This window comes from Nitrosomonas eutropha (assembly GCF_900116685.1).
GTDB lineage: Bacteria > Pseudomonadota > Gammaproteobacteria > Burkholderiales > Nitrosomonadaceae > Nitrosomonas > Nitrosomonas eutropha_A.
On the sequence record NZ_FPBL01000004.1, the window covers coordinates 95141 to 114383 of the forward strand.

The 19243-nt window shown below is 57.9% G+C and carries 17 protein-coding genes; 2 read left to right on the forward strand and 15 right to left on the reverse strand.

Features of this window, described 5'->3' with window-relative positions:
- Positions 1–44: 44 nt before the first annotated feature.
- A complete protein-coding gene (locus BM331_RS06105) occupies positions 45–344 on the forward strand; it encodes a helix-turn-helix domain-containing protein (RefSeq protein WP_074927989.1) in 300 nt (99 codons plus the stop codon).
- Between the two features lie 97 nt (positions 345–441).
- Here the strand turns inward: BM331_RS06105 and BM331_RS06110 are convergent, their stop codons facing one another.
- The 11 genes from BM331_RS06110 to BM331_RS06160 form a co-directional block, all read right to left on the reverse strand.
- Entirely contained in the window at positions 442–672 is a 231-nt protein-coding gene (locus BM331_RS06110; RefSeq protein ID WP_074927991.1) for a type I toxin-antitoxin system ptaRNA1 family toxin, read from the reverse strand.
- 64 nt (positions 673–736) lie between these two features.
- Positions 737–985, reverse strand: a complete 249-nt coding sequence (locus tag BM331_RS06115) for a hypothetical protein (RefSeq protein WP_074927993.1) — start codon at positions 983–985, stop codon at positions 737–739.
- A gap of 4 nt (positions 986–989) precedes the next feature.
- Entirely contained in the window at positions 990–2567 is a 1578-nt protein-coding gene (gene trbL / locus BM331_RS06120; RefSeq protein WP_074928177.1) for a P-type conjugative transfer protein TrbL, read from the reverse strand.
- A gap of 10 nt (positions 2568–2577) precedes the next feature.
- Positions 2578–2814: an entry exclusion lipoprotein TrbK gene (gene trbK / locus BM331_RS06125; protein WP_074927995.1), complete on the reverse strand. Its 237-nt coding sequence runs from the start codon at positions 2812–2814 to the stop codon at positions 2578–2580.
- 12 nt (positions 2815–2826) lie between these two features.
- Positions 2827–3606, reverse strand: a complete 780-nt coding sequence (gene trbJ, locus BM331_RS06130; protein WP_074927997.1) for a P-type conjugative transfer protein TrbJ — start codon at positions 3604–3606, stop codon at positions 2827–2829.
- Positions 3607–3821: 215 nt separating this feature from the next.
- Positions 3822–3986 carry a FitA-like ribbon-helix-helix domain-containing protein gene (locus BM331_RS06135; protein ID WP_074927998.1) on the reverse strand — a complete coding sequence of 55 codons (165 nt, stop codon included), beginning with the start codon at positions 3984–3986 and terminating at the stop codon, positions 3822–3824.
- Positions 3987–4046: 60 nt separating this feature from the next.
- Positions 4047–5840: a TraI/MobA(P) family conjugative relaxase gene (gene traI / locus BM331_RS06140; protein WP_074928000.1), complete on the reverse strand. Its 1794-nt coding sequence runs from the start codon at positions 5838–5840 to the stop codon at positions 4047–4049.
- Positions 5837–6211 carry a conjugal transfer transcriptional regulator TraJ gene (gene traJ / locus BM331_RS06145; RefSeq protein ID WP_074928002.1) on the reverse strand — a complete coding sequence of 125 codons (375 nt, stop codon included), beginning with the start codon at positions 6209–6211 and terminating at the stop codon, positions 5837–5839. The genes traI and traJ overlap by 4 nt, the downstream gene beginning before the upstream one ends.
- A 21-nt stretch (positions 6212–6232) precedes the next feature.
- On the reverse strand, positions 6233–7702 hold the full coding sequence (locus tag BM331_RS12190; RefSeq protein WP_256214836.1) for a hypothetical protein: 1470 nt from the start codon (positions 7700–7702) through the stop codon (positions 6233–6235).
- Positions 7689–8540, reverse strand: coding sequence for a helicase RepA family protein (locus tag BM331_RS06155; RefSeq protein ID WP_074928004.1), 852 nt, complete (start codon positions 8538–8540; stop codon positions 7689–7691). Before BM331_RS06155 ends, BM331_RS12190 begins: the two co-directional genes overlap by 14 nt.
- A 1-nt stretch (position 8541) precedes the next feature.
- Positions 8542–8769 (reverse strand): helix-turn-helix transcriptional regulator, encoded by a 228-nt coding sequence (locus tag BM331_RS06160; RefSeq protein ID WP_074928006.1) that lies wholly within the window; start codon positions 8767–8769, stop codon positions 8542–8544.
- A gap of 245 nt (positions 8770–9014) precedes the next feature.
- Here BM331_RS06160 and BM331_RS06165 point away from each other — a divergent pair, with 245 nt between their 5' ends.
- Positions 9015–9845, forward strand: a complete 831-nt coding sequence (locus BM331_RS06165; protein ID WP_218154552.1) for a hypothetical protein — start codon at positions 9015–9017, stop codon at positions 9843–9845.
- 244 nt (positions 9846–10089) lie between these two features.
- On the opposite strand, the gene BM331_RS06170 is transcribed toward BM331_RS06165, so the two are convergent.
- The 4 genes from BM331_RS06170 to guaA all read right to left on the reverse strand — a co-directional run bounded on the left by BM331_RS06170 (position 10090) and on the right by guaA (position 19231).
- The gene (locus BM331_RS06170) at positions 10090–16137 is read right to left on the reverse strand and encodes an ATP-binding protein (protein ID WP_074928179.1); all 6048 of its coding nucleotides are present in this window, start codon (positions 16135–16137) and stop codon (positions 10090–10092) included.
- Positions 16138–16281: 144 nt separating this feature from the next.
- On the reverse strand, positions 16282–16776 hold the full coding sequence (locus BM331_RS12435) for a tyrosine-type recombinase/integrase (RefSeq protein ID WP_442753233.1): 495 nt from the start codon (positions 16774–16776) through the stop codon (positions 16282–16284).
- A 2-nt stretch (positions 16777–16778) separates the two neighbouring features.
- Positions 16779–17366 carry a tyrosine-type recombinase/integrase gene (locus tag BM331_RS12440; protein ID WP_442753234.1) on the reverse strand — a complete coding sequence of 196 codons (588 nt, stop codon included), beginning with the start codon at positions 17364–17366 and terminating at the stop codon, positions 16779–16781.
- 305 nt (positions 17367–17671) lie between these two features.
- Entirely contained in the window at positions 17672–19231 is a 1560-nt protein-coding gene (gene guaA / locus BM331_RS06180; protein WP_011635259.1) for a glutamine-hydrolyzing GMP synthase, read from the reverse strand.
- Between the last annotated feature and the right edge of the window lie 12 nt (positions 19232–19243).

Here is a 19243-nt window from a genome sequence, read left to right on the forward strand (position 1 = left end):
CAAGGCTTAGTGCAGCGACCAAGGACCTCAAAGGAGGCATAGGCATGAGTAAGAAAAAGGCAAATACATCGACCCAAAAAACACCGGTGCCAGCTAAGCCATCCCACACACTGGCTGCGCTGCTGGCCGACGTGGAAGCCCCCGGGGCTTACCCGCTGTCGCCCGAGGAACGCGAATGGGTTGATGCCCCGGCAGTTGGCCGTGAATTGTTGGTCGAGGACTTGCAAAGCGCGGAAGCCATACATGTGTATCTGGCCCACGCTGAGGCCACTGGCGATGTGGCCTATATTGAGCACGCCCGCGAAATTGCAGGCCAAGCGAAGATCAGATACCGCATCAAATAGCAGAAGACGGCCACCTGGCCGCCGTCGTAGTTACTGCCGGGCTGGGTAAGACGGTAAGAATAATAATCTTCTTATCATTCTTACCTGTTCCGCCGGGCTACGCTTGGGGCAAAGATCGGCGAATCGCCTCCAGAGCTTCGCAGAAGTCATTCCGAGTCGCACGGCCTGTTTCGGCCTGGTAGTACACCACCATGAAAGCGTTCGCCACGGCTTCGGCCAGCGGCCCCAGGCGCTGCGCCGCACCCTGGTCGATGTACTCCAAGGAAGCAAGGATGGCGGCCGCCTGGTGCACGACCTGGCCCGGTTCGATAAGATGTTGAGTTGTCATGATTCACCTCTCAGACAGGTGTTGATTGAAAGTGCCGGGATGGCCACAACCAGCCCGGTGCGCCTCACAGATACAGCCCTGCTGCTTCTGCAAATGGGGATCTACCATTGCCCGCGCCCTGGTAGTGCTTTGTCTCCGTTGGCCTGGCTGGCTCACGCTCCTGTGTCGGATCAGGACGCGACACAAAAGCGGCTGTTTCTGCCTCTCGATCAACCTCGGCCGTTTGATCGCCCAAGGGTGAAACAAACTCCGGCACTTCTACCCTTGGCGTTTCATCCAGGGCCGCTATAGCGGCCAGATATGGCTTTTCCATTGTCTTAACCCCTATCGTTTTTGTTTTCGTTATTCACGAAACTGGCTACTTCGGCATTTCGCTCTTGCTGCGGCTCCTGGGCATACGAAACGTAGTCCTCGACTCCGAACGTATTGCCGTCGCTCTTGGCCTGCCATTGGGCATGGGACTCCATCGCCTGCGCCTGGTCGGCTTCGGATAACGCGCTGAATCCGCCGGTTTGGTTGATCCAGCCGCCGCTTGATTTGTCGGAAGTGCCGGCATTACCGCCAAGGCTGTTGTCCTCAAATTGCTGGCCGCCGGCGCTCTGCTCTGCGCTTCCTTCTGGCTCCATGCTGGCTCGGATGCCGGCGGCCAGTTTTCCGCCGGTTGTCTCTGCTACCCGCTCCTGGAACCCTTGCTGCATTTGAGAACCGACGCCCTTGGCCAGCTCGGATGCAGTACCTGCAGCCCGGGCAAACGGCGAACTGCCAGCCGTACCCGCTTCACCACCACCGCTGCTGCCGCCGTTGACGATTGACCCCATGCTGGGCATATTGCCGCCGGCACCCATGCTTGCTGATGCTTTCTGGAATGCTGCCTGGATAGCGGATGCGCCGCCCACAGCCCCGGTAGCAGCTCCCATCATGGCCTTACCAGCCATTGCCGCGCCGCCGGTGGCCATGCTTGCCGCTGTCATTGCAGCCCCCATCGCTGCGCCTGCGCCGAAGCTACCAGCTCCACCGATAGCACCCAGGCTCGCGCCCGTCACAATCCCGGAAATCATCGAAGGAACCTTGTTAACCAGGAACAGCAATATCAAAGCAATCACCAACATAACGGCCAGCTCTTGAGAGGTCACACCCTCGCTGATCTGCGCGTAATAGTGATTGATGAACTGCTTGCCAATTGCGACCAGCAGCACCATAGCCATGAGCTGCGAGGCCACGCCCAGCACGGTCTTGTAGTAGTTGATGGCCATGTCGGAAGTCCAACGCGATCCACCAAAGCCGAGAAAGAAAATGCCGGCATACATCAGAATCCAAGCCGATGCCATGACCAGCAGTAGGTTAATCGCTATCAATGCCATGACGATCAGCACAGCAATGGCCAACAACTCCATGACCAAGGCCGTTGCGAACTGTCGCCACCCCAGTTCCGACGTGGCCTGTACTGTTTTGTGATACAGCTCAAAACCCAAGTCGAGGATGCTTGATGGTCCCAGCTTGCTATCAGACAAACCACCTGCCTGCGCTCCCAACATTTGCAAGGACTCAACCATCGTTCCAGCGATATTCATGCCGGTAGTGGCATTCACCAGCAGCCACCAAAAAAAGCCGGTGAAGATCGTGAAGCGAACGAACTCTGCGAAGAACTCGTCAATGTCGGCCTTGCGCAAAGCCATCATGCCGAACGTCCAGACCATCGAAATCACAACCAGCGTCCAGAGCAAACGCGATGCAGCGGACTCAATAGCTGGCCCCCACGTTGCAGCAGCATCATGAAAACGCTTGAGCACATCATTCATAACACCGCTGCTACTAAGCTCCTGCGCCATTGCAGGTTCAGCCAGCACCACTGTGGCGACCATCATCAAGCCACCTAGAGCAATTTTCTTTCTCATGGCGACCACCTCAATAATCATCTTTAGGGCTGGGCTTGAACTCCCACTGACGCATCTGCTTGGACTTTTGGAATGCTCTGCATTCCTCGGTGAAAGCCGCTCGGTTCGCTTCGCTGCGCATCTCATTCAGTGCTGCCTGGAACGCATCAGGGGCACAAGTCGCCGCGTTTGGTTCGGGCATCTTTTCCAGTTCACATCCAGCCAACAACAGCACTGCAGCCGCCGTAGTAAATAAGATTTTTTTCATCTCACCATCCCCCTAGTAGTTGTCTGCCGGACTAGCGCGAAACGTCCAGGTACGCATTTGCTCGGCCCTGGCATCACCTCGCGCCTCGGCATCGAGTTCTGCCGCAATCCGGGCTGCCTCTGCGTTGTGTTGGGCGGTCAACATGGTGCGAATCTGCAGAAGTTGATTGGCCTGCTGGCTGGCGAGTTGATTTGCGTAACCGATGGCCTGGAGCTGACCTTGTGCGCCCTGAGCTGCGCCTTGCAGCCGTTCCAGGGTACGGGCGTCATCCTTCAAAGCCTTTTGCTGGTCGGCCACGGTCTGGAACAACGCATCGTTGGCTCTCTTTTGCGACTCGGACACCAGGCGGCGGTTTTCAACCATTGCGGCCCGCTCCGCATCCGTGCAGCCGCCGCTGCCGTTGAAGCATGGCGAGCTGCGGTAATAGGCCACGTCCTGGAACTTGGCCAAGTAACGATCCAGGCTGCCCAGCTGGTTCTCGTAATAGGTCAGCGTGTTTTGCGCGGCAATCAGCCGGTTGATCGTGGTCTGCGCCTGATCCCAGATATACGCGGCCGGGGCCATCGTGTTCTGTAGCTGGTTTTCGTACTGCTGCAATTGGGTCTGGTACTGTTCGATCTGCTTTAGCGTCTGCGCCACAGACTCGATGGCAGTCATGATGTTCTGGGTCAGGTTGCCGCCGTCGATGACGGGGATACCGGCCTGAACAGGGGTGATGGTAGTAGTGATAAAGCCGGTTGCGAGCGCAACGGCCAGGGCTGATTTAGCCGCTAAAAGGCGGACACGTTTCATGGTCGAGTACCTCTCGATGTGATGAGTTAGCTATTGCGGCTAATCTGCCCCACAACGCCGTTACTGCTGCGCTGCTGTGGGGTTGGGCCATCACGAGACAGTTCGCCAAAATCTGTCTAGGTACCCGCCCGGGTCGACACCGTCACGCCCTTGCAATTTTTTGTTGAGTTCGGTGTGTGTCGTGCAACCCTGCACGAAATTACTGCTTTGTTACGTTACTTCTTAGCTGGTTTCTCCAGGCCGACAGCTCGGCCCATTTTTTCTAGATCCAGCGGCTGGACTGCTGCGGTCAATATCTCGCGTATTTCCGCCTCGGTGCTCCGGTTGTTCAGCGCCTGGTGCACCTCATCGGGTAAATTGCGAATGTTCAAATTTGCCATTCTCTTACCTTTTAGTGTACCCGATACCAATGATAGCAAAAACACCGAAATGCACAAGCACTAACGGCCCCACCCTTTGCGCTGCTTTGCTTTTTCCTTCTTGGCGTTCAATTCCGCTTGCAGCTTGGCTTTACGCCGTGCCAGCTCGCCCGGCGCGGACGCTGGGGTAGGCGCGGGTTTCTGCGGTGTAACCGCTGCCGCTGCGCCCTCGATATGCAACGCTTCGGCTTGAGACAAGGAACGCAAACGGCCCGCCCTGGCCACTGCTGGCGGAACCTTGCCGACACCTGGAACACCGGGCTTGCTGGTCACGCTGAAATTGTCTTGCAGCAGTGCCAGGCGGTGCTTTTCCAGGGCTGGATCAGCAAACGTAATGGGCAGCTTGCCATCCACGGCGGCCCGGATCGCCTGGGCCTTGAACTCGGTTGTACCATTAACGGTGATACGGCTGCCGTATCGCTCTGCGGCCAGTCTCAAGGCTTCCTGCACACCGGCACGGTCGGTGCCGGTCGAAACCTGCAGCCGGTCGCCGTCATCCCTCACGGCACTGGTACCGGCCCGGTAAATGATCGTGCCCTTCTTCGTGATGTTGTCGATCACCGGCGCATGTCCGGGCTTCGCCTGCCCTTGGCCTTTGACCGTGTTGCCCTTCAGCCCCTGGGCGGCCTCTTTGGCCCGTAAGGCGGCCAGCGCCTCGCTGTTACCCTGGGTAGCCTCTTGCTTGAGCCAATCGGCCCACTGGCGGCGCTGGTGGCCCTGGTACAGCCGTTCGCGCTCTTTGGTGTACTCCTTGTGTATCCCGTCCAACTCGGCGCGTAGCGTCGCACTGGTTTGTGAATACAGCAGCTTTTTGGCCACCCGACCGCCACCGGCCAGCTTGATTGCTGCCCGCTTGGTCGCCGCCTTCTGTTTGGCATCGGCCACGGCTCGATCCTTGCGCCGCTTCGCCGCGGCCAATACCTCGGCCCTGGCGGCGGTCAAATTCTTTTGCTCGTCCTTGCACCTGGCATAAAGCTCGGTGGTGTCGGCGCGTGACCGAGCCGGCTTCTTTTGGTACTGCCGCCTGGGCGGCTTCTCCTGCTGACCCGGTGGCGCCTCAAAGGCTCCCAGCCGCTTTTCCAGGGCCGGCTTGGATAGATCCCGAGCAAGGGTGCTGGGCTTGACCATCGTGCTGTCATCGGCCCGGATCACCAGCCCGTTACCCCTTGGCGTAATCTCCAGGCCGTTATCACGCATGACCTGGTGCAGCTCCATCCAGGACTGCGCAGCTTTAATGTCATCCAGGCATTCGCGCTTGATCCAGCTCACCAGACTTTCAACGCCAGCATGACACTCCATGTTGGCGGCCCTCGATGCCGCCCCGCGCTGCTGCGGTCGGTGATTGTCCGCCTCCAGGCCATAGTCCCGTTCCAGCGTCTCGCACAAGTCGGCCCGCGCCAGGTGCGGATAGTACGGCTCGTGCATCGTGTGCCCGGTCGGGTGAATCTTGTTGATGGCAATGTGGATGTGCAGGTTGTCGGTATCGTTATGCACGGCGCTGATACGCTGATGCTCACCAAACCCTAGCCCTTGGCAAATCCGTTCCTCTATCGCCTTCAAGGTGTCAGTGTCGGGATTCTCGCCAGCGCGAAAACTGACAATCAGGTGATAGGTCTTATCGCCTTTGGCCCTGGTGTTCATGTGCTGGGTGGCCAGCACTTCGGTGATGGCATCGCGCACTGAATGCGCCTCGCAGTTCGTGACCTGGACATGGCCCAGCCGGTGGTCTTTGCTCTGTGCGTCGGTGATGTATTTGGCTAGATCGGCAAAGTCGGATTTGCCCAGGGAACGCATGGCAACATGCTTGGCTATCATGATGCTGCCCTTGGTCGCACAATAGATTCCATCAATCGGCTCATCTCGTCTTGGTTGGCCTCGATCCGGGCCAGCAGGACCAAGACAGTTTCAGCGCTGAACCGGGCCGTTCGGGCATCGTCGGTCAGCCACAATTTCAACAGACCACCGAGGCGGCCCAGGTCGCCATTGACCCGCACCAGCTCGCGCACGTTCTCGCAATCGGTCACGCCCTGGACGGCGTAACCCTGCCCCACGGCCAGCAAAAAAGCGGACGTACTTAAGCTAGCCGCTTGCGCGTTGGCCTCGATGACGGCCCGCTCTTCTGGCAGGCAATACACCTTGATCGGCGTGCTGCTTTTTCTCGTTACCTTCTTCTCTGTCGCCTCCATCTTGGCGTCCTCTTGGTTCTCTTATTCCGGCGTCCGCCGATGGCCCCGCAGGGCAGGATTCCCGTTGAGCACCGCAGGTGCGAATAAGGACAAGTGAAGACTTGCGGGTGGGCCTACTTCACACATCCTGCCCGCGTCACAACCGCGTTTTCTGCACGTATGCAGGTTGGAATCCATCGCTATTCCGTCGCTATTTATCTGCGATTGCTCCGCAATCGCTGCCCAATCGGCAGAATCGCGCTGTAATCGTGAAAAATCGCCATAGAGTCGCGATAAAAACGGAATCTCCAACCGATTTCCTACCGCTTCCCAGCGTGCGAAACCAACACTTTCCTTGCACTTTCCTCGCACTCGAAAAAAGCCAAGTTGAACGCCAAGGGAAAAGCCATGCCACCGCCCCTCAAGTGTCAACAAAGCACTCTCGATGCCGCCGGCATTCAGTAGCGAATGACTTCCAGCCGCCCCTTCAATGGGGCGCGATGCGATTCTGGTAGCGCGGGCCGGTGATCTTGTGGCCGCCGCACTCCGTTGATGTTGACACTTGAGGGGCGGCCTGGCCGTAGCCGGTAAAGCTCGATGACTCGTAGCTGCCTCCCTTCCCCTCCTGGCGTTCAACCATCGGCCTCTGGCCGATTGAGCAAGTCCGTCAGGACTTGATCGAGAAGGTGCAAGCGCCCGCCTCAAGCGGGCGGTTACACCGCCTGAATATCCTGCCAAAACCGCAAAATATCGGGCCGCTGTGACACGCTTTACCCTGTCTGTGGCATCTATTTTGATACCGATTTCGATCAACCCGGCGACATCGTCCTTCAGCCGTCGCCGATAATTTCGCAGCATCATGCTGTTGACCGCCTCACCTCCTACGGCACGAATCAAGGTGTCCAGGTGCCAGCCTCCGGCGGGGTCGTATCTGTGGGTAAGTACATGCCGTGCAAGCGCCTGGCTGATCCCGTGTTGAAGCCGGGCAATGGGGGCAGGCGAGTAGTACAAAGACAAATCCCTTTCCAGCAGCATCACCAGGGCAACGCCCAGCCGGGCGCGCCACAAATGGCGCTCGCCGCCGGTAAGCGGATCACGGCGTGTCATGGGTGATGGCCTAACGTGATCAATCAGGCCGCCAATGATGCTGTCACCGGTGCTCTCCATTTCCGGCGTCACGATTTCTACCGTGGCAGCCCGCAGGTCGGTCAGAAGCTTCTTGATGCGGTCGTAGCTGTACTGGTGATCGGATAGCATCCGGCGCAGCTTTGCCTGATCAATCAGCAGCTCGATGCCGCCGTCCGATATTTCGCGGCGGCGCTCCGCCACATACAACATGGATTCCACAATATCGGCATGACGTTGACCCAACCTGCCGGTTACACGGCATCGACCGAAACCGGTGTCTATCCACTGCCCAGCACGTTCCCGTGGCCGCTGGCTGGGCTGATAGATCATCACTCGCGCCTGCAATGCCGTGCTGGTCGGGGCGACCTGATTACCAGTTGTCATTGCCGCCCCTCGCTACGGATTTCAGCTTCGCGGCCAGCTGTCGTTTCTGCCGTTCAAGTACAGCCGGCTTGAGGACGCCACCCTCGTGCCGCCTGAACCAACATTCCTGAAAGGGCGCACCATAGTTGGCTTTGCTGACGCCATAGCGGACGAAGAACCCCCGCTGACTCTCATCAACACCCCATTCCTCGGCCTCGGCCAGCGTCATGCCGGACAGATACGACTGCCAGCGGATGTTATCGACCAGCACCGACGATCCACGGCTGGCCTGCTGTTGATCGCCAGCACCCGCCATCGCCGCGCCTTTGCTAGCGTGGTGCAGAAATACAATGGCACAGCCGGTATCGGCGGCTATGGCCTCCATACGGCCGACGACCTGAGCCATAGGCCCGCTGGCGTTCTCCTCCTCGATATGGAAGCGGCGCAGAGTGTCGAGAATCATTAGACGACGGCCCTCGGCGGCCCGCGTGAGTCCGTCGAACCAATCTCGGGCCATGACGTTGGGGCATTTGCCAATCAGCGGCTCGATCAGCAGGCCATCCGCCACGGCTCGCCGCTGGTTGGCTGTGAGGTGTGCGCCAAGTGCGTGCAATCGGTGATGGATTGCAACAGGTGGATCTTCGGCTGGCAGGTAGACCACCGCGCCGGTGGGCAGCTCGTCCACTTCCAGCAAATCAGGGCCGCCTGCAATCTGCGCAGCCAATTGCAGGATCAGCATGGACTTGCCTGCCCCGCCTGGCGACACAAGTGCGCCCACCGTGCCGGCAACCATATTGGGTAAAACATAATCAATCGGCGGCGGCGATTCAGTAAACGCCGCCATCAGGTCAAGGGCCATATCAACCCCTCGCGTCGCCGGGTCGATCCGCCTGAATGCCCGACGACTTACGCGCTTCGATCCACTCTTCAACCTCCGACAAATCCCATGCGACATTCCTGCATGTGAGCGTAATACGGCGTGGGAATTCGCCCCTTTTCTCCAAGTTGTAGATGGTTCGCGTCGAGAGAGGAATGATCTCCAGAAGCTTTTTTCTGTTGATCAGTACTTTGCTGATTGCGGTCTGCATGGCCTGGCCTCCAATTGCTAACAAGTGCCTTATAGTGCCTAGCAATTCATTCTTCGACAGCGTTATAATTACTCAAAGAGGTTGACGCCATGAAAAAAGGAAATTCCACGAGGTTCATAGAGGCTCTAGATCCCGATGTTGTCATCTTCATTCATGACGACTGTTCACCCACTGTTGCGGAAGCCCTCCAGAAATTTCAGGAACGTTGGCGACCATACTCCACGGCCTCACGCCACTATCCAATAGTGGGCTTGATCCGAGAAGTAATTGATCCAGCCGTAGCCACCTACATGACCACCCTTCCTACGCGTTATTCGAGTTTTGTTCCAGGTGCGGGCACTGGCACCGACTTCAGTGAGATCATTCAACTGGTGGGACTTGATGCCATGGTTCGCCTGCAACGAGAACTGCTGCGTCGATTCATCAAAACAGTAGATCGGCAGGACTCAAGAGACCGACGGTTTATCGGAACACTCGAATCTTTAGCCGGCCTGGCTTTGAGCTGCGCATGCAAACGTCCCAAGAAAGCGGCTTTGCGTGGCTTGAATGGAACCCGCTCACAAAGCTTCTGCCGCTTGTGCGGCAAACCTGCCGGACTAAAGTCATTTGCAGACGATGATTTTCAAACACGCGGCAACGACGACAAACTACGGTTAAGCACCAAGTATTGCGCTGACCATCAACCTCTACTGTCCAGCGGGGCATCCAACCTGGCTTATAGGCGAGCAAAGCGATCTGTCGCACAATTCGACATGGAACTTGGCCGACTTAACCGCCAATGCGCGAACCGAGGCACGCCACAAGCGGCGTCAGGCGACCCGCTGGTGGATCGTTATTTTCACCAGTACCTGCTGGCCCAGACCGTACAACCAGCCGACAAAGGGGAACTACGCAACCAAGCGCGTTTGATGGTGGACTCGAAGCTATCAGACCGCAAAAAGCAAATACTGATACTCCAGTGGAGCGGACTCAATCAGTCGGAGATAGCGCGAAAACTGGGCATCCAACGTCAAGCAGTATCGAAAGCGCTGAAATCATTGGCCTCGACGCCCCGAATGCTCCAACTGAAGGAGTAAAACGCCAAGAAAAATTTTAGCGGCTAAAATTTACTGACTAAGATCTGGTCCGGGTTCTTGTCAGACAGAAAACGTCCCAAAGCAGAAGTTCGATTTGGAAAGTCCGATGGCTGCTTCGCAGCGGGAACGATCGATCGTTAGGGTACTACGAACGCTAGCCACCGGCCGGAAGCAGCCCTCCGGGACAGCCAGCTCGAGCCAGCATGGCCCCTCTCGCTTGGCATCGCTGCTGAATCTGCATGGCTTAGAGTGAGTAGCCGTTCTTCGCCGTCTTCAAGAGAGATTGCCCGTAGCTGCTCGGTTGCTTGATCTGCCTGCTTGCGAACACGTTGATGTCCAGGCCCAACTTCCCACGGGCAGTGGTGACCTGTTCAATACCTACCGGCGTTAGAACGAGGTAGCAACCCTCGCCCCATAGAGACTCCGTATCGATATCAACTGGACCGGCGTCACGCCACCAATGGAGCTTTGCGACCACAACTCCGCTCTCGTCGAGGAAGACGCTCGGTTCGTCGTCATGCGCGCGCCAGCGGAGCCTCATCACCCAGTTCGGGCACAATACGAATGGATAAGCTGCTGCGTCGAAGCCTATGTCCACGGAGCAAACAACTCGCCTTACTAGCGTTGGAGCCAATTCATTGTCGAGGGCGACGTGCTGGCCTAGCCACACAGCGATTGGCAATGCGACATAGCACTGGTCAAAGTTCTCCCCATCAGTTCGTGCCGAGGGTGATCGAAATCGGTAAAGGTGATGCTCTGACAGGCGTGGCTTGAGGATCTTGAAGCGAGAGATTTCGGCCACGACCTGGCCGTCGCACTGTGCTGGGAAGGGGGCAACGTCGCCGTCGACTTCGTCAACCCACTTCTGCTCTCGCTCGGACCAACCCGCACTTCGGTCAAACAGCGGCATTCGGACCCACTCGGGACGCACTCGCGGGAGCGTCAGTGGCCGAGGCGGAAGCGGGCAACCCAGACTCTCCAACAGCGTCGGCTTATCGCGGCCGTTAAGCTTGCCGGCCAGCCGCAGCTCTCCCGCGACGTGGCGAAGGGCGGCAATGGCAATGTAGGCATGAGGCTTCAGGTAAGTGATTTGCATGTCGAGGGCGCGTAGCTGAGCCTCAAGCCTTTTGACGCCAGCGGGCCCGAATGCCTCAAGTCCACCCCAATCTTGGATGAACATCGCCGCGCGCAGGCGGACTGCCATCTCGTCAATGCCTGCCACCTTCGCGATGTGCCGTGCCGTCGAGCTCAACATCTCGGTCCAGCCAAGCGGCGACTCGATGCGCATTGCACCAGTTCTCTCGTCCCTGAACGCAGGGTCGCTCTCTGAAGAGTGCTCGAGTTCGAGGTTATAGAAGAGCGGCAGTGGCGTCGCGTCCAAAGAGGCTGCCAGCCCCCACCGATGCGATAAGAGCGAGGCTGACTCTGCCACCGCGATGTCCCGGTGACTGACCAACGCAGCCACGGCGGCACCCAAGTCGGATGCAAAGTCCGCGCTGTCAGCAGCCAGCAGCGTTCCGAGCGCCTGCAAGGGGGCATCGGACTCGCCGGCTAGAAGTCGCCGCATAAGGGACTTGAACAAGGCTTGACCATGTCCGGTTTGCCCTGCCAAGCGCAGCGTACAATTGCGTGCGTGTCGCTGAACTTCTACGACGGGCAGCCGATATGCAAAGTGCAGCAAGTCCTCCAGAAGATCCGTGTCGCTCAGCGGAAGCTCGCTCGGCTGTAAGGGCCGTCCCAGTTGGAACTCGCGAGTGCAGGCCATCTGCTCCTCAAGCAGCGACCAGATAGCCGGCCAGTCCGGCGTCGCGCTGATTACTGGCAGTATCGAATCCAACTCCATCAGCAGCGACTGGGTACTTTCCTGGCCCGCCGTCACGGAATCGACGATGTTCTCGAAGGCGGCGGGGGACGTGGCTGGTCCTTCCAAAAGCTTCTTCGCCTCAAAGTAGAGGAACTTGCCGCCCCCCATCCACTGGCTCCAGGAGCTCCAAGGGTCCTTGCTTGTCTCGTAGCCTTGCATCAGCTTTTTGGCGTACTCGACCTCTCCCGCCGCAGCCAACCGCTTCACCAATAGGAAGCGGCAGTGCGCGTCGTTCTGCAAGACCTGCCAGCGCTCAAACATCCTTCGCATCAGATTAAGCGGAGCTTTCTCAGCCAGATCTCTGAAACGGTACGGGGCGTTGTAGTTGAGCTCGTCGCCATCCGCTTCAAACGCGCGCTCAAGCTCCTCGAGAGTGGCCTCCGAGTCGTACTTGCTGGGCGTAGACGAGTGTCGAGGTTCCGGCGCTTCTGACATCCATCGGGCCACAGCAGCTTCAAGCTCCGCGGACGAGAACCCATGTCTTCCGGCCGCGATGCGAAGGCGCTGGAGCAGTCCGGCCCTCTCGTGTGCTCTGCTGGCTACCTCGATCGCCCCCAATAGCATCAGCGTGAGCGTCTCAATCTGGCCGGAGCCTGCGGCGTCGGCAGCGATGTCGATGAAGTCGCCGACGTGGTACGGATCCCGGTAGTGCGGTTCCATGTAAAACGGCAGGCACAGCCCGCACCAGACTGTCGCGCAAGCCAAGACGAGTTCAGGGCTTCGCCGGACCATCCCCGTCATGAGTAGGTCGACGCGGTTAGGCCAGCCAATCAGATGCCAAGCCGTCAGTGTCTCTGACACCTCGAAGCCGAAGCGAGGCCCCACTTGCATGGCTTCCTCAATGAGCGACATCGTCAGGCGATGCGCGGCCGACGACCCTTCCGTTTCGGTCATGCCGCTGACCTGGCGCATCAAGTCTGAGACCCGCTTAACACGGTTCTCCGGGTCAGCGGTGTTCGCAAGGACCAGAATGTCCCGCCAGATTGCGTACTGTGGGTCCTTTTTAGGGGCCAGCGCGTAGCCAAGGCATTGCTCGGGAACTGTCGCCAACAACTGTTTCGCCTGTTCCACGTCCCCGACCGAAGCCAACGCGATGGTCAAATCTGCCAGCCCGTCGATCTGCTCGCTCGGCGTGCTCTCTTGAAGCTCCGCCACGAGGGCATTTAGGCGGTCGACGGCCCCCACACGGTCACCGTCAACCCGATACGCATCAACGGCCAATCTGCGTCGCAGGTACGCAGTACCCCCCAGCGTCGAAGATGCGATGGCTGCGTCAACTTCTCGAAGTACGGCGCGGTATTCGTCCTCGCCACATTTAGCGCCGAGCCTCAGTAGCGCTTGCGCCAGCACGGGAACTGCTTTAATCGCCTGCTGGATGCGATATGACTCACTGCCACCTTCTGATGTCAGACGTAGAACGTATCCAAGGGCAATGCGAGCTTCTTCCTTGATGCTGTCAGTCTGCACGGTCGCGTTCTCGACGGCAGCGCGACCTAGAAGCACGCCTATGGTCGAGGCGTGCTGCTGGAACGGATGAAGGAAGGAGTGCTTCGACAGTGTCGCGCTTGGCAGCGGCTTGTTGAGCAGCGTGCAAAGCCTCGCGTGATGCATCACCGCTCCGACTAGATCACCCAGCCCAGCCAAGTCCGTCTCGTCGTCGCACATGGAGATCGTAGGTGCGACCAACTTGTCGAACAGGGCTTCGGCTAGGTCACGACGGCCAGCTTCGAATGCAATCAGTGCCATACGGCGACGGTAGCCGTTGGGCACCTTTCCGAAGTCAGGAAGGGCGGCTGCTGCGTCAAACAGGACAAGCGCTAGCGCGACGTCGCCACGCCGACTTGCCACAAGTCCTGCGTGAACCATCACGGACGGTTTGTCTTCGTCGGCTACCCCGAGCTTACTGCAGAGTTCTTGTGGATCAGCGCTAACCTTCTGAAGAAGCGTCGCCTTGGCCGCTTCCCTCCTCAGATGCTGGTGCAGCTCGGCGACAGTTTCTGGATCAACCTTTTCGGGCTGGCGTAGCCCCTGAGCGGCGAGGTGATCAATAGCTCTCTGGATCTGCTCAGTGTCTCGGAAGTGGACGGCGCGCCTTGCCCACCTCTCGAATTCCTTGATGTTGTGGTCGTGCCCGTAGTTCTGGAACTTGGATGTGTGAAGCTGTGACAGTGGCTCGAGGCTTTCAAAAAGCTCCTTCGCGCGCTCGAAGTCGCCTCGCGCCAGCAAGGCGTCGACGACCTCGTAGCCCTGGTCGGGGAAGTACTGCACAAAGGAAAGGGCTGCATCAATGTCCCCGACCGCCAGCATCGCCAGCGGAAACTGGTTGGCGTACTCAAGGGCTGATTCGCGCCGGCCCACCTCGTCACGACATAACAGTAGCCGCGTGAAGGCGGTCGCATCGTGCGTTCCACGCGCTGCTAGCAGAGCTAATTGGATATCGACGTGGATATCGGCGATAGAACGCCCGTCAGCCAGTTGCTGCCTGAAGCGAGCGGGCATCGCGAGCCCAAGTACATCGGCACCATCTCCGGCGCGGGCGCGGTAGCGCAGCTCAAGCCACCGCTGCGCCGATTCGTGCGGCGCGTTCTTCGCCAGCTCGGCGAGGTCGCGGTACACCCGCTGGGAGTATCCGGCGTCGACACTTCCGAGGCGGGTTCGCGGTTGAGCGATGACGAATAGCCTTAAGCTGTTGTGGAAGACGCTCCATCCCTGGGGTGAACTGCGGAGCAGGTGCCGCGCAACGATTAAGGCGCGCTCAATCGCGGATTCTTTGACCACCGTGGCCAGCAACCGCAGGTCCATGGGCGCCTCGGCTCGGGCGATGAAGCCCAGCACGTCCATGGCATCGCTGTCGCTTGCGATTTCGCGCCAGGCGGCGGCATACACCGTCTCAATGTCGCCGTCGAACGGCATCCCGCCGCTGAGCAGGTGCTTGCGGCCGGCTTCGTCCGCGTGCAAGAGCGCCTGAATCAAGTAGCGCGTTGCCAGCGGGTGGCCATGCGTGAGATTGCTCAGGTCCAATCGGGGAATCTCGGCAGGCAGGCCAAGCGCGTCCGCCATCCGTGCGACCTCCTCGCGACCGAGGGGGCTCATGAGAATCAGCCGCTCGCTTTTCTCCGCTTGTTCCTTAACTGCGGGCTTCAGATTCGCGAGATCCAGCCGTTGCGTGCCGAGGACGAACACAACGCCGTTGGGGATGGCCGCCGGAAGAGGTAGCTCGCCCAGCAGCGAATTGGTCGGCCGCTCTTCGCGGGGCACATGGTCGAGCCCGTCGACGACGATGATCGTTCGAATCCCGTCGCGGTCGAAGCGCTCCTCAGCCTGCCGCACCAAGACGCCGAACTGTTCGCGCCGCTCATGCAGCGAGTCATCGCGAAGACGCAGTCCAACCAAACCTGTGTTGCGAAGCTGCGTGCCGACATCGGTAAGAAAGTTATCGGCCTCTCCGCGACCCACGCCCTGGGCAGCGCCCGGCACGTACGCCAAGTAGCGGACGAGCCGGATATTCGCTTCGGTGGCCAGCGCCACTTGTAGGAGAGTGGATTTGCCGGAGCCGGGCGGACCTATGAGTGAGACGTAGCCCTGGCCAGTGGTTTGCAGCGCGGCCAGCAGCTTGACCTCAGTGTCGCGGTTGCGCTGGACATAGGCGCCGACCGGGAATCGATGGATGAGCAGCGTCTTGGCAGGATCGCGCCAGCCAAGCTCGCGAAGCAACTCGTCACGTGTCCACCTGTCCTTGTCGCGTGTATCGGCGACCAGCTTGGGCAATACGCTGGCAATCTCCGATGCCTGTCGCGCCTGCTCGGTGTTCAGCTTGTGCGACTGGATGAAATCCGCCGCAACTCCGTACACCACACGGAGGCTGTGCAAGAACTGTTCGAAGCCGCCATCGCTGAGGCTGGCTTCGCGGCGCAGGTGATCGATCAGTTGGCTCCATTCCGACGTGCACCAATCCTCCAGCGACCGATTTGCATGCTGCTGAAACTCTTCCAGAAATGCTGCGCTGTGGGGAGGCGAGCCGTCGCCTGGTTTGTCCGTGGTCGATGGAAAGTCGTTAACGACCAAGCGAATCTCGACACGGCTTCCCGGATTATTCTTGCGCAGGCACTGCCAAGCATGAACCAGCGGCTTCAAGAGGCCGTTTGCGCCAGTAAACAGTGTTCCAACAGTGAAGGTGCTCGGAAACTTGGACGTCTTGAACTGGTGGCCGACCACCAATCCATCGAAACCGAGTACCAAGTCGTCGGCAATACCCGCGTTGCGGTCTGCGACGCCGATCCAGAGCAGCTCGTCGCGCTCGAGCGCCGCATAGATGGCAGCGCCCGCCCGCTCATACTGGCCGATGTATCCACGGAGTGCTCGACGTTCGCCTTCCGCCGGCGCAGTTGCAGGAGCTGCAGCGGTGGATTGATTCGGTTTCTTGGACATTTTCGGAGCCATGTCAGATCAGCCTATTCCTGCCGTTCAGTCAGGAAATTCGAGCGACAGGTCGTGGCCGAAAGCTGTAGTTGAAAAATCGCCTCAATCGTGTCTAACAACATGTACCGATTACCTTTAAATTCAGAGAAAAAATCAGCGTGCATTTCCGTCAGTCCATTCATCAATCATGTCCGCCCAATCCTGCAACATCGCTGCCCGTTGCTCACGATATTCCGCCTTGTTGTAGACCGCCCTCACACCCTTCTGCTCGTGCGCCAGGCACTTCTCAATCCAGTCGGTGTTGTAGCCGGCCTCATGCAACAGCGTGCTGGCTGTGCGCCGCAAATCGTGCGGCCCGAACTTGGCAAGTGACTTCCCATCTTTCTGCGCCGCCTTGTAAGTCAGCGTCAGCACCTGGTTGAGTGTGGCGGCGCTCATCGGCGCATCCGAGTCGTACCGTGATGGCAAAACGAAGTCGGAACCACCAGCAAAGGTTTTCAGGGCAATGAAAATATCCAGCGCCTGCCGGGACAGAAATACCAGGTTCGGGTTACGGCGCTTCATCCTCTCCTTCGGAATCGTCCACAGCGCTTCGCTGAAATTGATCTCGCTCCAGGTCGCATTGGTCAGCTCGCTTTTGCGCACCATGGTCAGCAAAAGCAGCTTGGCCGCACCAGCTCCGCAGGGTTCTCAACCTTCTGCCCGCGCTCGACTGCCCAGCGAAACACTTGCATAACGATTTCACGCACATGAACGGCGGTGGCCGGTGCTCCTCGCTCGACGATGGCATCGGTCAGCGCACGCAAGTCCTCATGGGTGATCTCAACCAGCTTCTGATTACTGAATTTCGGTTTCAGCTCGCGCTCATAGATTGGACGACGCATATCGCGGGTGGAGTCGGCCATCTGGTAACCGCGCAGCCACTTCTCCGCCCAGGCACCAAACGTCTCCGCATCTTTCACTCGCGCCTTGTCGCGGGCCTTCTCCTTGGCTGGTGACTTACCCGCCGCAACCATCTTCTTGGCGTCATTCAACTGCTCACGGGCTTCAGCCAAGGTAATGCCACCGACGCCATAGCGGCCAAAGGTAATGGTCTCCTGCCGTCCGTTGATTGAGTAGTTGTAACGGAACGAGATGAAGCCGGCTGGAGTCACGGCCACATAGAGACCTTCCCGGTCATTCACCTTGTAGAGCTTGTCCCTAGGCTTGAGATTTCGCAGCTTGGTATCGGTCAGCATGTAGCGTGTCCCTCTTTGTCTTCGATACCATGCTGAAAAAACGTCAAATTTATAGTGTTTTTTCTATATAGAACAACCACTTATCAAAATTCAATACCATGAAAATACAAAAAAAAGCTGCATGGTATCGGCTTCTATCATGGCATCGCCAGTCGATAGTACCAGCTTTAATGCCATGCTCAAACGGTGCTTGGCGCTTCCTTCAATTGCCAGACCATGCCAGACGAAATCACAAAAAAGCCCGCAATTACGCGGGCTTAGCGGCTTTTTATGCCATCAGATGCCTGGCCGTGCCAGACGCGGGATCATTCCCACTCAATTGTTGCCGGGGGTTTGCCTGAGATATCGTAAACCACACGGTTGATGCCACGAATTTCGTTGATGATGCGGTTGGAGATTCTGGCCAGCAGGGTGTAAGGCAGTTCAGCCCATTGTGCCGTCATGAAATCTTCAGTCTGAACGGCGCGCAGCGCGATGACATACTCATAACTGCGGTTATCTCCCATAACGCCAACTGATTTTATTGGCAGGAAAACAGCAAATGCCTGGGAGGTTTTTTCATACCATCCAGCGTTTCTCAGCTCTTCAATAAAGATGGCATCAGCCTGGCGCAATAATTCTGTGTATTCATATTTAACTTCTCCAAGAATACGGACACCCAGTCCCGGCCCGGGAAAGGGATGACGAAATACTAGGTCACGCGGCAGTCCCAGTGCCAAGCCAAGTTCTCGTACTTCATCCTTGAACAGTTCACGCAGTGGTTCCAGCAATTTGAGGCGAAGTGTTTCTGGTAGACCACCAACGTTATGGTGGGATTTGATTAATCCTGATTTCTTTGTGTGGCTGCCGGCAGATTCAATGACATCCGGATAAATGGTGCCTTGCGCCAGCCATTTGACGTTTTCAATTTTTGCGGCTTCCTGCTGAAAGATTTCCACAAATTCGCGGCCGATGGTGCGGCGTTTCTGTTCCGGATCAGTGATTCCTTTCAATTGCTCCAGGAATTGTCTGCTAGCATCAACGTAGATGACGTTGACCGCAAGATTCCGGCTAAAGGTTTCCATGGTTTGCTTGGCTTCATTCAGGCGGAGCAGGCCGTTGTCTACGAATACGCATACCAGCTGATCACCGATGGCGCGGTGGATTAGTGCGGCGGCTACTGAAGAATCTACCCCCCCAGACAATCCCAGGATGACTTTATCGCCGCCGACGCGCGCGCGTATCCGGCCAATGGCCTCTTCTACGTAATCCGGCATGTTCCAGTCATAGCCCGCATCACAGATATCATGAACGAAACGATCGAGGATAGCTTTTCCCTGAAGGGTGTGAGTGACTTCAGGATGGAACTGGACACCGTAGAACCTGCGTGTTTCGTCAGCCATGGCTGCAAAGGGAGTGGCTGCATTGAAGGCAATGGCTGTGAACCCAGGCGGTAATTTATTAACCCGGTCACCGTGGCTCATCCATACATCAAGAGCGGGTTTGCCATCAGAGTTGATGCGATCCTTGATGTCCTGGAACAGCCTGCATGGTTCTGTTAACAATTCTGCATAGCCAAATTCGCGCGTTTGCGCATTTTCCACCTCTCCTCCGAGCTGAGCTGCCATGGCCTGCATTCCATAACATATGCCGAGAACAGGGACACCCAGTTCAAACACAATTTGAGGCACACGCGGCGCGTCATTGGTAAAGATGGATGCCGGCCCGCCGGAGAGAATGATGCCAACAGGAGAAAATTCCCGAATAAATTGCGGGCTGACATCAAAGGGGTGGAGTTCACAGTAAACACTGGTTTCCCGGATGCGCCGTGCGATTAAACGAGCGTACTGCGAGCCAAAATCCAGGATAAGAATTGCTGAATGCATATCAGTAAAGGG